This is a genomic window from Brucella sp. HL-2 (assembly GCF_025846885.2).
Taxonomy (GTDB): Bacteria; Pseudomonadota; Alphaproteobacteria; order Rhizobiales; family Rhizobiaceae; genus Brucella; species Brucella quorumnocens.
The window spans coordinates 361,181-374,398 of the sequence record NZ_JAOYTK010000002.1 but is presented as its reverse complement, the minus strand read 5'-3'; the positions used below and the strand labels follow the sequence as shown (position 1 = coordinate 374,398).

Sequence of the window (13,218 nt, the reverse complement as noted above, 5' to 3'; positions counted from 1 at the left end):
GGGAAAATGACAAAGCTGAAGCAGGTTATTCTCGGAGCGCAGTTTCCGGGCGTCAACAATTTCACCGTATGGAGCGATCCGGCAGCGGGTAGCCAGATCGAGTTTTCTTCATTCCGGCATTTTGCTGAAACGGTCGAGCGCGGCAAGTTTGATTTCATATTTCTTGCGGAAGGCTTGCGCGTGCGCGAGCAAAAGGGAAAGCTTCACGAGCTTGATGTTGCCGGTCGGCCCAATACGCTGGCTATTCTCACCGCACTCTCTGCAATCACCGAAAATGTGGGCCTTATTGGTACGCTAACAACCACATTCAACGAACCCTACGCGCTTGCGCGGCAGCTTGCCACCTTTGACGCTCTTTCCGGCGGGCGCGCAGGCTGGAATGTGGTGACGTCGCCGGGTGCATTTACTGGCGCGAATTTCCGGCGAGGCGATCATCTGCCCTTCAACGAACGCTATGAGCGTGCGCGCGAGTTTATTGATGCCGCGCAAAAAATCTGGGCTGGAGGCGATTTTGCTTTCAAGGGCAAGCATTTCGACATTGCTGGTCACTCAGATTTGGCACCGCTACCGCAAGGCGCGCCAGTTATTGCGCAGGCTGGCGACTCGCAGGAAGGGCGCGAGCTTGCCGCAAGCCACGCCGACGTCATCTATTCCCGCCATGGCACACTGGAAGCGGGGCAGGAGTTTTATCGCGATGTGAAGCAGCGTTTGGCTCATTATGGGCGCAGTCCAGATTCGCTGAAAATCCTGCCGGGAGCCAATTTTGTTTTGGGCGATACGCAGGAAGATGCAGAAGAAAAGCTGCGGGAAATCCGTCTCCAGCAGGTTAGCCCGAAATCTGCCATTACGTTTCTGGAGCAGGTCTGGAACCGTGATCTTTCAAACTATGATCCGGATGGACCGCTTCCAGAATTGGAGCCGGATGTTGCACACGAGCAATTGGCTCTCGGGCGCGCCAATCGCTATGATGACCGTATTGATACGGCGCGTGCGTGGCGCGAGCTCGCTGAACGTGACAAGCTCAGCATCCGTGACCTGATTATTAAGGTTACAGCGCGTCAGCAGTTTGTCGGCACGCCGCAGACGATAGCGGACGAAATCAACACCTATGTGCAGGCTGATGCAGCCGATGGGTTCGTTTTTGCTCCGCATCTTACGCCCGGAGGATTCGACGAATTTGTTGAGAAGGTTGTACCGATCCTTCAGGAGAAAGGCGTGTTCCGCACCGATTATGCCGGAGAAACATTGAAAGACAATCTCGGCTTATCAGCTTAACCGCTAAGAACAATGAGCAGTGGTGCGTAATTGCGTCGCTGCTGGTTCTAATTTTCTACAAAATCAGTCGAATATAGAAAGCGCATTCTCGGCCAATCTGTCGAGCGCTGCTACCGTGTGGCAGATTGATAAATCTGGAGTAATAAACAGACATGGGATCAACGGTAACATATCTCCGCGAGAGTATTCCGCAGTATGTTGAAGAGCCTGTAGATATCGAGGTTTCTCCAGGCGAGCTCAAGGCAGCTATGCGACAGCTTGCGGGTGGGGTAAGCGTTGTTACAGCAGGGTTTGATGAAGGGCGCACGGGCGCAACGGTGACGTCAGCGACGGCACTGTCTGTCGATCCTCCAACAATCATCGTGAATATCAACCGTGGTTCGTCGGTCTGGCCGGTGATCAGCCGCCACAACCATTTCTGCGTAAACATTCTGTCTGCTGGTCAGCAGGCTATTGCGGACCGTTTTGCAGGGAAAGATGGCGTGAAGGGCGCTGCCCGATATGAGGGCGCTGCTTGGTACGCCCTCGAAAGCGGTGCGCTGGCGTTGCATGACGCGTTGGCTTCTGTCGATTGCGCGGTTGAGGACGTTATTGAGCGCCATACCCACGCTATCATTATCGGACGGGCACTGAAGATTGTGACCGGCGGAGGTGAGCCGCTTCTCTATCATGGCGGCGGTTACAGGCTTCTTGGTCTTTAATGATCAGCGGTGAAGATGGTTAGCAAATGACCGGGGAGTGCCATCTCCGGTTTATTTGATTTGTATTATCAGTATGAAATATTCGTTATTATTAATAAGAAATAAATTTTAATTGCATAGTATAATTTGAATAACCATTTCTATCATTGTCAAGCTTCGATAAGTAAATTCAATCATCTTTATTTATATGTAGGGGTGATTGCATGACTTCCGAAAATAATAAATCTTATCTATCTCGGCGTGCTTTTCTGGGGGCATCCGCGATTGGTCTTGGTGCTGCAGCCGTTGGTGGTTCCAATGGTTTTGTGCGCAAGGCTTTTGCGCAAGGCACTACATCGTCTCCAAGGGTGATTAAGCTGGCCTGGGGGCAGACAGCTGTGTGTCAGTCGCCAATTTCGGTGGCACTCAAAAAGGGACTGTTTGAGAAATATGGACTGACTGTTGAGCCTGTCAATTTCTCTGGCCCTACCGACCAGCTGCTACAGGCAATTGCCACCGGCAAGGCAGATGGCGGCATCGGCATGGCGCTGCGCTGGCTTAAGCCTCTGGAGCAGGGGTTTGACGTATCGCTGACGGTCGGAACGCATGGCGGCTGTATGCGCCTTCTGGCTGCACCCGATTCAGGCATCAATTCCATCGCCGATCTGAAAGGCAAGAAGGTTGCCGTCAGCGATCAGGCAAGCCCGATCCGCAATTTCTTTGCTATTCAGGCGGCCAAGCAGGGTATCAACCCAGATACCGAAATCGAGTGGCTGCAATATCCGGCCGATCTCTTTGCGGAAGCCTTGAAGAAGGGCGAAGTGCAGGCCGTGGCTGGCGATGATCCGCACGCCTTCCTCCAGCGCGAGCGTGATGGTCTCAAGGAAGTCGCGACCAATCTTGATGGGCAGTATGTCAACTCCGCCTGCTGTGTGCTGGGTCTGCGCGGAAGTCTGGTTCGTGATGAGCCGGAAGTTGCGAGTGCCCTCTCGCGTGCAATCGTAGAAGCGCAGGCTTGGACTGCAGCGCATCCTGATGAAAGCGCTGAAATCTTTGCACCTTTCGTTCCGGGCAATGTCTCTGCAACGGACGTTGCACGTATCCTGCGCAGTCACACGCATGACCATCATTCGACGGGCGATGCCTTACGCAAGGACGTCGCTCTGTTTGTGGATGAGCTCAAGATCATCAATGTCATCCGACCAAATACCAATACGGATGCATTTGCCGAAAAGATCGTCGCCAATGTCATCACCTGACACAGTCTATATCTCGTCAAAGGACGACGCGCGGGAGGCTCTGCCCTCCGCGCTTCGTCGCTCGCTATGGCCGTTTGTGGCGGTGATCGCCTGGGCTATCGTCAGTGCGATTTCCGTCTTCCTTCCCAATGTGGTGGTTGGCTTTGCCGAACCGCTTTATGTTCGTGAAACCAATGGCTTGTTCATCGGTTGGACGATCCTTCTGGCAGTCGGTGCAGCATTGGTTGCGGTCTATCCGGTATTTGGCAAAAGGCTGGTTTACTGGTCGCCATGGCTGACGGCTCTTGCGGTATTTTTTGGTGTTTGGGAATTGCTTACGGCCAAGTTTGCAGCGCTTCCTGTGCCGTTTTTCCAGCCACCTTCGTCTCTGCTCGAAGTCTATCTCGATGATTGGCCGCGCCTGCTCGACAGCCTGTATAACTCGTTCAAACTGCTGGCTTCAGGTTTTGTGCTTGGTGCGATTGCTGGTTTTCTGACCGGTATTTCCATCGGCTGGGTACAAGCAATCGGCTATTGGGTTCATCCGGTGTTGCGGTTTCTGGGGCCAATTCCATCGACTGCACTGTTGCCGATGGCGTTCTATTTCTTTCCATCGGGCTTTTCAGCCGCAGTTTTTCTGATTGCACTGGCGACATGGTTTCCGCTTACGGTTCTGACATGGTCGGGCGTGGCGAGTGTCGATAAAGCCTATTACGATGTTGCACGCACGCTGGGCGCCAGTCAGTTGTTCTTGATCCTGCGCGTCGCAATCCCCGCAGCATTGCCGCATGTTTTTGTCGGTCTTTTCATGGGGTTGGGTGCATCTTTCTCGGTGCTGGTCGCCGCCGAAATGATGGGCGTCAAGTCCGGTCTCGGCTGGTATCTGCAATGGGCGCAAGGCTGGGCGGCCTATAACAATCTTTATGGCGCGCTGATTATCATGGCGATTGTGTTTTCCGGGCTGATTACGCTGCTCTTTACGGTGCGTGATCGCGTTCTGACTTGGCAGAAGGGGGATGTGAAATGGTGAATGCGGCCCTCAAACAAACGCCTGCTGCTTCCCCTGATAAAAGCCGTGGTTTCCATATTCAGGTTGAAAATGTGAGCCACCGCTTTGGTCTTGAAGGCAAGTCATTGCCGGTTCTCAACCACATTGAGCTTAATGTGAAACCCGGTGAGTTTGTCGCCATTTTGGGTCCATCGGGTTGCGGCAAGAGTACCCTGTTGCGGCTCGCTGCCGGACTGGAACCGCCAAGCGAAGGGCGGATTCTTGCCGATGGCGAGGAAATCCTCGGACCTAATCCGTCGCGCGTGGTGGTTTTTCAAGACCCCACACTTTATCCATGGCGCACGGTGCGGGACAATGTGGCTTTGGGGCTTCAGGCGCGTGGCGTGCTGAAAACTCAGGGACACCGCATCGATGAAGCGATTGAGCTGGTGGGATTGTCGGCCTTTGCAAATGCCTATCCGCGCCAGCTTTCGGGCGGCATGGCGCAGCGTGCAGCCTTGGCGCGTGCGCTCGTCAATGATCCGAAATTGCTCATTCTGGATGAGCCATTGGGGAAACTCGATTCCCTGACGCGGCTTGCAATGCAGGCAGAGCTTCTGGATCTTTGGCAACGCAACGGTTTTACCACATTGCTCGTCACGCATGATGTCGAGGAAGCGATTTTCCTTGCGCAGCGGGTCATCATCTTTGGCAACCGTCCGGCAAGCATCGAAGCCGAACTTAAAGTGGATCTCAGCTATCCGCGCCATCGCGGCGATCCGCGACTGGCGGAACTGCGCAGGCAGGCGCTTGCGCATCTTGGGCTGGATGCCGACTGGTAAAATCAGGAAAGAAAAATGTTCAAAAAAGCAATTCTTACAGCGGCCCTTTTATTGGGGTCGATGACGCAACTTTATGCGCATGCTCATCTCGCACAATCCGAGCCCGCCGAAGACGCTGTGCTCAATAAAACGCCTGCCACTGTTTCCATCGAATATACCGAAGCGCTGGAACTCGGCCTTAGCAAACTCGTCCTCAAGGATGAGAGCGGGGCAACTATCGAGACCAGTAAGCCTGAACATATTGACGGCAACACAAAGACGCTTTCTGTCACACCGCCAGCTTTGAAGCCGGGTACTTATACGGTCGAGTGGGGCGCTGCGTCGGTCGATACGCACCGCACCGAAGGTGCGTTCAAATTCAAGATTGCTAATTAAGGTTGCCGGGCGCAATGACTGGAATTGATATTGTCATTGCGCTTGTGCGATGCCTCAATTTTGCTGGCCTCGCAATGCTCGCTGGCGCTCTTTTTTCCGCATTCTGCTTGTTCCAAGCGAAATAAGTGACGGCAAACTTGCGGCTTTTGTGAGAATCTGGCGTCAACTTTATGGCTATTCCGTGGCAGTCGGCGCTTTTGGACTGGTTCTGTGGGTACCGCTTCAGTTCTCACTGCTGTCTGGTGCGAATAGTTTTTCTGATGCATTAGCCTTTCTCCCAAGCGGACTTTTAGGCACAGCCTTCGGCATTGCATCGTGCCTGCGCGCTCTGGCAATCGTGCTTGCTGCTTTGCTTCTGCCGTATGCGATAAAGTCTCAAGCCGTCCGTATCCTGTTGTTTTTGAACGTTGTTTTAGCGCTTGGTCTCCAGATTCGTATGGGGCACGCCGCAGCAGCTGATACTATCTGGCTACCCTTGGCAGTTTCTGCGCATGTGATTGCAGGCGCGCTATGGTTTGGTTCGCTGCTTCCGCTCTATCTTCTCTTACGTGTTTCGCGGGATGACGGCTTGCAAGCCGCGCGTCGTTTTTCGCTTTATGGCATTGTTTTTGTTACAATTATTGTTGTTGGTGCCTCCATTGCAGGATGGCTTTTGACAGGTGGTTTGCCGGGGCTGGTTGGTACCACTTATGGCAGGATCATGATCGTGAAGATCGCGCTTTTGGCCGCCATGCTGACACTTGCAGCACTCAATCGTTTGTGGTTGAGCCGTGATGGCCGCAGCGGGCGGGGACTTGGTTATGCGCTCATCCTTGAGGGCACAATCGGCATCGCAGTGTTTCTCGCGGCGTCGCTTCTCGCGACACAACCACCCGGCGTGCATGAAGACATCATCTGGCCTTTCGCCTATCGTTTGCGCGACAATGTTCTGGGAGATGCGTTTCTCGTCGATGCCGTATGGCGGAGCTTCAAGCCACTTCTGCTGGCATTTCTGATCGGTACTGGGTGCCTTTTTCTGTCTAAATGGCGATGGCAAGCTATTGTTATCGTGACAGTTATCGGCTTTGCATTGTTCCAGCCACTGCGCATCGGATTGTTTGTTCAGGATGCCAATGAAGCAAGTTTTCTGCGCTCGCCCACATCCTATACGTCTATCGCAATTTCGCGGGGTGCAGCGGCTTTCGGAGGCAATTGTGCGTCCTGTCACGGCAATGAAGGGCGCGGTCGCGGTGAACAGGCAACCGGCGATCCGGTATGGCCGCCCGATCTGACAGCACCCTTGTTTGCTGATCGCAGTGACGGCGAAGTCTTCTGGGCGATCATGCATGGCAAGGAGTTGCAAGACGGTCGGCAATCCATGCCCGGTTTTGAAACGGTGTTGGATGCGAAAACCGGGTGGTCGCTGGTAGATTATATCCGAACGATTGCGTCCGCCCGTACGATCAGTCTGCCTGCGCCTGATGGTGCGGTTTATCCGGCTGCAAGCCCGCGAATTATGGTCTATTGCGGGGCTAGACGGCATGAGGTCGGTCGGCAATCCGACAATTTCTGGCTGCTTCATCTTCAGGACGAACAGCTTGAAGCCTTTGCTGTTGATAGCAATGGCATCCCGGCACAATGCGATGTTTCCGACCAGACTGCGGCTGTGGCTGTGCAGCTTCTGACGCCAACTGCCGATGGGGCAAGCTTTCTCGTAGATCAGAATGGCTGGATACGGTTTCGATGGTCAGGGTATGAAAAGCCGGAGCCTTTGATCCTTGAGGCCGCTATCGGGGAGGCTCGTGCGAATCCGGTCAGTCTATCGAATAGAGGACATCATTCATGATGATCCGAGCAGCGTTGCTACGCGAATATAAATGCAAAGAGGCCTCCTGCAGTGGATTGCAAATCTATGTGCCGGGCGAACTAAGTGAATAATTTTCTTAATAAAATTCAGTAGCTGGTGAAGATTAGACGTTGAATTTTGATGCCTGTTGGCGAGAGGGAGTGGATCATGGGTAACATACGCAATGGCTTTTCGGAGCTTGTCGGCAATACGCCTCTGGTTGCTTTCTCACGCCTTCAGAAGAGCAATGACGTTTCTGTGCGGCTTCTCGCAAAAATCGAATATCTCAATCCGGCTGGCAGCATTAAAGACCGTACTGCGTGGGGGATAATTCGGGATGCCGAGCGTGCCGGCAAGATTAAGCCGGGTGATCTTCTGGTAGACCTGACGAGCGGAAATACCGGCATTGGTATTGCGGCTGTTGCTGCCGCAAAGGGCTATCGAACGAAGTTTTATCTGCGTGATACGATCAGTGAAGACAAAATCAATATCCTGCGTCAGTTCGGGTCTGAAATCGTGCTGATTGATAATGACGAATTGCTGGAAGTGGGAGCGTTGCAAAAGGTGCTCGATCGCATTCGCAGCGAAAATCCGGGAGCTTATTACACAGGCCAGCGGTCCAATCCTGCCAATCCTGCAATCCATTTTGAAACGACTGGCCCGGAAATCTGGCACGACACGGATGGCGAAGTGGATATTCTGGTCAGCACAGTGGGCACTGGCGGGACCATTTCAGGGGCGGGAAAATATCTGAAAGAAAAGAAATCATCTCTTCGCATCATTCTGGTGGAGCCGACGGCAGATTCTGTGCCTTCTGCCGATAATCCAAAAGCCGAAACCATTGAAGGCGTTCACAAAGTCACCGATATCGATGAGACCATTCTGCCTGAAAACTACGACAAGACTATTGTCGATGAAATTGTTGCGGTGACGACGGAGCAGGCTCGACGTGCCGCATTATCGGTTGCGCGGGAAGAGGGCTTCCTGGTCGGTACGTCTTCCGGGGCTGCGATTGCTGCGGCCCTTCAAATCGCAAAGCGCCCGGAGAATGCGGGAAAGACCATCGTTGCCGTTCTGCCTGATAGCGGAGAGCGCTATTTGTCACTGTTTCAAGAACCAGTCATAGCTGACTAGGGGCTGGTTCGATTATCATTGAATTCAAAAGAAAATAACGAGAAAGTATTCAATATTATATAATTTATATTAGTTTTGTTTGTCGAAACTATAGAATATAATTTTGTTGAGTTGTGTAATTATATCAATTTTGAATATTATTATAAGAAACATTATTTGTCATATATTTTACAATAATTAGATATAATTGCCTTAATTGAATTATCCCTCTGAAATAGAACGATTTTGTTTATTGTTAGTGGGGATAATTATGATTCTGAAAAACACTGTAATCGGTTCGGCATTCGCTGTTCTTGGGGTAACACACGCAAATGCAGCCGATGCAATTGTAGCGCCGGAACCGGAGGCTGTAGAATATGTGCGTGTCTGTGATGCTTACGGAGCGGGTTATTTCTACATTCCGGGAACGGAAACTTGCCTGCGTATCCATGGTTATGTTCGTTACGACCTGAGGGGAGGCGATAACGTCTATTATCGTGGTGCAGGTATCAGCCGTGCTCCGGACGGAAGTGCTTATAATCTGAGCCTGCGTGGTAAGTCCTATGATACCTGGACGAATAATACGCGTTTCACATTACGCACATCGACGGCTTCCGAAACGGAGCTTGGTACGCTTTCGACCTTTACTGAAGCCCGGTTCAATTTCGGTAATGGTGTGGATGCCGGAACGACGCTCAACCGTGCGTTCATCCAGCTTGGCGGTCTGCGCGTTGGTCTGGATGACACGGCATTCTACACTTTCACTGGATATTTCGGTGATGTTTTGAATGACGATGTTATCAGCGCCGGTGGTTATCGCACCAATCAGATCAGCTACACATTCAAGGGCGGTAACGGCTTTTCGGCCATTATTGCTCTTGAGCAGGGCAACAATGTTGATGTCGACTGGAATGGCGTGATTGATGATTACACACCACATGTGGTCGGTGGTTTGAAATATGCTCAGAGCTGGGGCTCGATTGCCGGTGTCGTTGCCTATGATGCCGTCAACGAAGAATGGGCCAGCAAGGTTCGTCTTGATGTCAATGTAACCGAACAGTTCTCTCTCTGGCTGCTGGGCGCATACAAGTCGAATGATGATCACTATGTTCACTACGATGCAGGTGGCGCTGTCGTCCATGATGGCGGCAGCAGCACCTATCGGGGTGTGCGTGTCATCGACAGTTTCTATGGAACATGGGGCGGTGATTGGGCTGTCTGGGGTGGTGCCAAGTTTAAAGCCACCAGTAAGGCAGTCTTTAACGTTCAGCTGGCTTATGAAGATGCCAAAACATTCGCAGCGAGTGCAAACGTTGCCTATCAGCTGGTTCCGGGTTTCACCATCACCCCACAGATTTCCTACACCAAATGGGATGACAAGAACTCAATCCTGAAAGGTCAGGATGCCTGGCAGGGTGTGGTCCGTTTCCAGCGGTCATTCTGATCTCGTAGTAAGGCAGATTTTCAGCTGTGAACCATGGAATGGCGGCTTTGGCCGCCACTTCTCTCATGGGACTTTTTTCCATTAATCTCGGTCTAACAAAGGTCGATATTCCTACTTTCCGCACGTGAATAGCTTGAACTGCCTCGTTTCTGCTGCATAGCAAACGCTACAATGAACACTAGACCATTAGATCGTAAATGCCATGGATAGGAGGTGTGATTATGATGCAAGCGCAGTCAGATTATCAGCATTCTTCATCGCCGAGCTATACCGAAAGCGGAAGAGCGCGAGGGACCATTGCGTCACTATTGGCCGCTGTTGAATCTGCCAAGCAGGAGGCGAATGAGAGCCTACGTCGTGCTCAGTCTGCCCCGTTGCCGCATATCGCAGACAATACGATTTTCATCGCACTGTTTGAGCGACATTTATCTGATCGTGAAATTTTGTTTTCGAAAATACGTCAGCTTGACGATGCTAAGGCGTCTTTGCGGGCTTGAGGACGAGGGCATTTTCATTTCATAATAGCCGGGGCTTGGCACAAGGTTCGTTTAAATAGGAAGAAGTGCATTGACTGATTTTGCATCCAGAATGACGCTGACTGAGGAATTGGTTTCGCTGAGCATTCGGGCAGAAGTAGATCGGGGGCCGGAACCAAATAGGGTTCCGATGACTGATCTTGATGTGCAAAAACTTTCAGAAAAACTGTATCTCGAAAGTGGCAAAGATCCATTATGGGTGTTCGCTTATGGCTCCCTTATATGGAAACCGGATTTCAATGCCGTCGACTGGCGTTATGGCGGACTGAAGGGCTGGCATAGGTCATTCTGCCTGAGGCTGACACGCTGGCGCGGCACACAAAGCCAGCCCGGTTTAATGCTTGCTCTAAAGCGTGGCGGCAGTTGCAATGGAATTGCCTTCCGGCTCTCCGAGGAAGACAGGTTGGGCCAGATTCAACGCATGATCCGTCGAGAGATTAGCTCGATAAGTGACGCATCGAGCATTCGCTGGGTGTCACTTGAGACACCTGAAGGACCAGTGCGGGCGCTTACATTCTGGGCTGGACCACGCGGAGAGCGGGTGTTGAACGGTTTACCGCTTGAGACGGTGGCCCGAACATTGGCGCGTGCCTGTGGACATATTGGGTCCTGCGCGGAATATTTGTATCTCACAGTCAAGCATCTGGAAGAAAAAGGCATCCGCGATCGCAATCTATGGAAGCTTCAGGAGCTTGTGGCGACGGAAATCGCAGAACTTTACGAGCTGAACAAGCAGGCATCCGCTACTTCCCATTCAGGCGATCTGTGCCTTTCTCACTAAGCTGATATTAAGCAACAGACTGAATGTGACATTTGGTCTGTTGCGGTAGACTATTAATCCGCTCGATTTAGTGCAAAGCCTCCGTTTATAAAATCGGCGGAGGTTGTTCTATGCTTACGAAAAAGGGGAAATACGGCCTCAAAGCGCTGGCGCACCTCGCTTTGCTTTCCCCAGGGGAGAGCGCATTCGTTGCCGACATCGCCACTAAAAACAACATTTCGAAAAAGTTTCTTGACGCAATCCTGTTGGAGTTGCGCAACGATGGTATTTTGCGTTCGAAGAAGGGGCCGGGCGGTGGTTATAGTTTGGCAAAACCAGCCAGCGAAATCACGATGGGGCAGGCCATCCGTGTTCTGGATGGGCCTTTGGCGCCTATTCGCTGTGCCAGCCGTACCGCCTATGAACCTTGCGAAGATTGCGAGGATCATAAGGCCTGTCAAGTTCGTCGTTCGATGCTTCTTGTCCGCGAGGCAATCGTTGGCGTTTTGGATGCTATGACGCTGGATCAATTTGCGCTTAATGGCGGGCTTGAAGATGATGGCGCTGCGCCTGAGTGGGCCAAGCTTACTGCGTAGCGACCGATTACTTCCGATATGCGATCGTGTAGGTCAGGCTACCTTCCGTAACTTCTTCAATTTCAATAACGATATCGCGTATTTCGACGGTCTTCTGATCTTGCGGAAAGTGGGAGGTCTGTCCTGTCGCTGGAGAGTTCAAATCTGCGATCGAGTAGCCGCGAACCTCAAACTGCATTTCCCCATTTTCGATCCCCAGAAAAGCAATATCGTAGATCGTTCCGCTTTCATCCGGGCTGTAGTCATCGGTATCAGGAACCTCCAATCCCTTTGCATAATCGCGTGGTGGGGCGATCGGATTGCCAGACAGAATGAATTGGGAGCGTCCGAAAGTGTCCGTGCCGGGTGCCGGTTGTTCCTGCATTTCCTGCTGTGCAATCGCTGCTTCAGCCCCTGCGGCAGGTCCAGCACTTCCAATGGCAACATGAGAAATTGCAAAGACTGCATTGATGGTTGATGCCAGGACAAGTGCGCGCAGTGTTCTGTTCATTTCAGATGCTTTCTTGATCATGATCTAATACCTATACTAAGGCTGGCATCGATCACGGCTTGCAATGGAACCTTGGAACTTCCGTATCTTCTGCCAGAACGAAAGCAATCATTTTATCGCATTGCAAACATCCACAGGTGAGTCAATTGCCTGTTCTGTGGACAATACTGAATTGACCTTTCTCCGATCTTCCGTCTAGTGTTCGTTGATATAAGGCATTTTTTGCCGAGACGAGCTTGTAAGGCGCATCCCGAAAAGAATGAAACATTTTCGAACAAGATACGCGTTAAAACAAACGGTTAGACCACCGGTCTGATTTAATCAGATCGAAACGGGCTGCAAGAAAGTTGTCTGATGAACTCAGTATGGACCAAGTGGCTTATTAGTATTGTATTTGGCATTTTGTTGGCACGTTTTGGATTTGGTCTCTTGGCACCATTGGCAATGGCCTTTTTTCCAGCCCAGATGGACACCGTGACTGCTGCAACGGCCAATTCAGACAGCCTTGATAGTGCAATCATCATTACAGTGCTTGTTCAGCTACTCGTGGTAGTTGTGGGGGCTGTTTGGTTGTTCCGATTTGAAACCCGCAAACTTCAAATGGGTTGGGGCTGCTTTGTGCTGGGAGCTGTTATCCTCCTCGGTTTGCTTGCTACGCTATTTGTTTCTAGCCCAGCTATGCAGGAAGGCGCGAACCTTGGGGCGTCGGGTCGTAACGATGCAGCCACCGCGTTTTTGTTCTGGTTGTTCGTCCTAGTATTGCCAATGGCAATCGGAGGCGGGCTGTTGACCGTCATCGGTTGGGTGATGATTTCAAAAGGACGGCGCGAGTTGCAACACAAGTAGTTAGGTCCTCAAGGTTGTAGATAAAGGACCAATTTATTGGGCGGTAATCCACTATCTGCTTAGACGAATGAACAATTACCGATTGACATCAATCTGTTGAATCGTATTGCAATAAATGAATTGAATGCAGATCAGAGTTTTGGGCGGACGGATGCCTTATTATCCGGGATAAAAGCCGTGCCATATTGATGAAATTAGCGGAATGGGGAC

14 protein-coding genes are annotated in these 13,218 nt (G+C 51.6%); 13 read left to right on the top strand and 1 reads right to left on the bottom strand.

Annotated features, from left to right (window positions below):
• Positions 1 to 6 precede the first annotated feature (6 nt).
• The 12 genes from OIV19_RS04875 to OIV19_RS04820 all read left to right on the top strand — a co-directional run bounded on the left by OIV19_RS04875 (position 7) and on the right by OIV19_RS04820 (position 11,672).
• Positions 7 to 1,275: an LLM class flavin-dependent oxidoreductase gene (locus OIV19_RS04875; RefSeq protein WP_264230833.1), complete on the top strand. Its 1,269-nt coding sequence runs from the start codon at positions 7 to 9 to the stop codon at positions 1,273 to 1,275.
• A gap of 152 nt (positions 1,276 to 1,427) precedes the next feature.
• Positions 1,428 to 1,976 (top strand): flavin reductase family protein, encoded by a 549-nt coding sequence (locus OIV19_RS04870; RefSeq protein WP_151091523.1) that lies wholly within the window; start codon positions 1,428 to 1,430, stop codon positions 1,974 to 1,976.
• A 203-nt stretch (positions 1,977 to 2,179) separates the two neighbouring features.
• Positions 2,180 to 3,214 (top strand): ABC transporter substrate-binding protein, encoded by a 1,035-nt coding sequence (locus OIV19_RS04865; RefSeq protein ID WP_151091522.1) that lies wholly within the window; start codon positions 2,180 to 2,182, stop codon positions 3,212 to 3,214.
• Positions 3,201 to 4,223, top strand: a complete 1,023-nt coding sequence (locus tag OIV19_RS04860; RefSeq protein WP_151091521.1) for an ABC transporter permease — start codon at positions 3,201 to 3,203, stop codon at positions 4,221 to 4,223. Before OIV19_RS04865 ends, OIV19_RS04860 begins: the two co-directional genes overlap by 14 nt.
• Positions 4,217 to 5,023 carry an ABC transporter ATP-binding protein gene (locus OIV19_RS04855; RefSeq protein ID WP_151091520.1) on the top strand — a complete coding sequence of 269 codons (807 nt, stop codon included), beginning with the start codon at positions 4,217 to 4,219 and terminating at the stop codon, positions 5,021 to 5,023. Before OIV19_RS04860 ends, OIV19_RS04855 begins: the two co-directional genes overlap by 7 nt.
• A 15-nt stretch (positions 5,024 to 5,038) precedes the next feature.
• A complete protein-coding gene (locus OIV19_RS04850) occupies positions 5,039 to 5,398 on the top strand; it encodes a copper resistance CopC family protein (RefSeq protein WP_079213870.1) in 360 nt (119 codons plus the stop codon).
• Positions 5,399 to 5,546: 148 nt separating this feature from the next.
• On the top strand, positions 5,547 to 7,223 hold the full coding sequence (locus OIV19_RS04845; protein ID WP_264230832.1) for a CopD family protein: 1,677 nt from the start codon (positions 5,547 to 5,549) through the stop codon (positions 7,221 to 7,223).
• Positions 7,224 to 7,391: 168 nt separating this feature from the next.
• Entirely contained in the window at positions 7,392 to 8,357 is a 966-nt protein-coding gene (locus OIV19_RS04840; protein WP_151091517.1) for a PLP-dependent cysteine synthase family protein, read from the top strand.
• A gap of 250 nt (positions 8,358 to 8,607) precedes the next feature.
• The gene (locus OIV19_RS04835) at positions 8,608 to 9,780 is read left to right on the top strand and encodes a porin (protein WP_264230831.1); all 1,173 of its coding nucleotides are present in this window, start codon (positions 8,608 to 8,610) and stop codon (positions 9,778 to 9,780) included.
• 221 nt (positions 9,781 to 10,001) lie between these two features.
• Complete coding sequence (locus OIV19_RS04830) at positions 10,002 to 10,277, top strand: hypothetical protein (protein ID WP_151091515.1); 276 nt, start codon at positions 10,002 to 10,004, stop codon at positions 10,275 to 10,277.
• A gap of 91 nt (positions 10,278 to 10,368) precedes the next feature.
• Positions 10,369 to 11,097 (top strand): gamma-glutamylcyclotransferase, encoded by a 729-nt coding sequence (locus tag OIV19_RS04825; RefSeq protein ID WP_264230970.1) that lies wholly within the window; start codon positions 10,369 to 10,371, stop codon positions 11,095 to 11,097.
• A 110-nt stretch (positions 11,098 to 11,207) separates the two neighbouring features.
• Positions 11,208 to 11,672 carry an RrF2 family transcriptional regulator gene (locus OIV19_RS04820; RefSeq protein WP_095444465.1) on the top strand — a complete coding sequence of 155 codons (465 nt, stop codon included), beginning with the start codon at positions 11,208 to 11,210 and terminating at the stop codon, positions 11,670 to 11,672.
• A gap of 7 nt (positions 11,673 to 11,679) precedes the next feature.
• On the opposite strand, the gene OIV19_RS04815 is transcribed toward OIV19_RS04820, so the two are convergent.
• The gene (locus tag OIV19_RS04815; RefSeq protein ID WP_264230830.1) at positions 11,680 to 12,183 is read right to left on the bottom strand and encodes a hypothetical protein; all 504 of its coding nucleotides are present in this window, start codon (positions 12,181 to 12,183) and stop codon (positions 11,680 to 11,682) included.
• A 333-nt stretch (positions 12,184 to 12,516) separates the two neighbouring features.
• On the opposite strand from OIV19_RS04815, the gene OIV19_RS04810 reads away from it, so the two are divergent.
• Positions 12,517 to 13,008 (top strand): hypothetical protein, encoded by a 492-nt coding sequence (locus OIV19_RS04810; RefSeq protein ID WP_264230829.1) that lies wholly within the window; start codon positions 12,517 to 12,519, stop codon positions 13,006 to 13,008.
• Positions 13,009 to 13,218 lie beyond the last annotated feature (210 nt).

Coding starts and splice junctions, on each gene's coding strand:
- OIV19_RS04810 (WP_264230829.1), top strand. CDS start 12,517: ATGAACTCAGTATGGACCAAGTGGCTTATTAGTATTGTATTTGGCATT.
- OIV19_RS04815 (WP_264230830.1), bottom strand. CDS start 12,183: ATGATCAAGAAAGCATCTGAAATGAACAGAACACTGCGCGCACTTGTC.
- OIV19_RS04860 (WP_151091521.1), top strand. CDS start 3,201: ATGTCATCACCTGACACAGTCTATATCTCGTCAAAGGACGACGCGCGG.
- OIV19_RS04830 (WP_151091515.1), top strand. CDS start 10,002: ATGATGCAAGCGCAGTCAGATTATCAGCATTCTTCATCGCCGAGCTAT.
- OIV19_RS04870 (WP_151091523.1), top strand. CDS start 1,428: ATGGGATCAACGGTAACATATCTCCGCGAGAGTATTCCGCAGTATGTT.
- OIV19_RS04875 (WP_264230833.1), top strand. CDS start 7: ATGACAAAGCTGAAGCAGGTTATTCTCGGAGCGCAGTTTCCGGGCGTC.
- OIV19_RS04835 (WP_264230831.1), top strand. CDS start 8,608: ATGATTCTGAAAAACACTGTAATCGGTTCGGCATTCGCTGTTCTTGGG.
- OIV19_RS04850 (WP_079213870.1), top strand. CDS start 5,039: ATGTTCAAAAAAGCAATTCTTACAGCGGCCCTTTTATTGGGGTCGATG.
- OIV19_RS04825 (WP_264230970.1), top strand. CDS start 10,369: ATGACGCTGACTGAGGAATTGGTTTCGCTGAGCATTCGGGCAGAAGTA.
- OIV19_RS04865 (WP_151091522.1), top strand. CDS start 2,180: ATGACTTCCGAAAATAATAAATCTTATCTATCTCGGCGTGCTTTTCTG.
- OIV19_RS04855 (WP_151091520.1), top strand. CDS start 4,217: ATGGTGAATGCGGCCCTCAAACAAACGCCTGCTGCTTCCCCTGATAAA.
- OIV19_RS04840 (WP_151091517.1), top strand. CDS start 7,392: ATGGGTAACATACGCAATGGCTTTTCGGAGCTTGTCGGCAATACGCCT.
- OIV19_RS04820 (WP_095444465.1), top strand. CDS start 11,208: ATGCTTACGAAAAAGGGGAAATACGGCCTCAAAGCGCTGGCGCACCTC.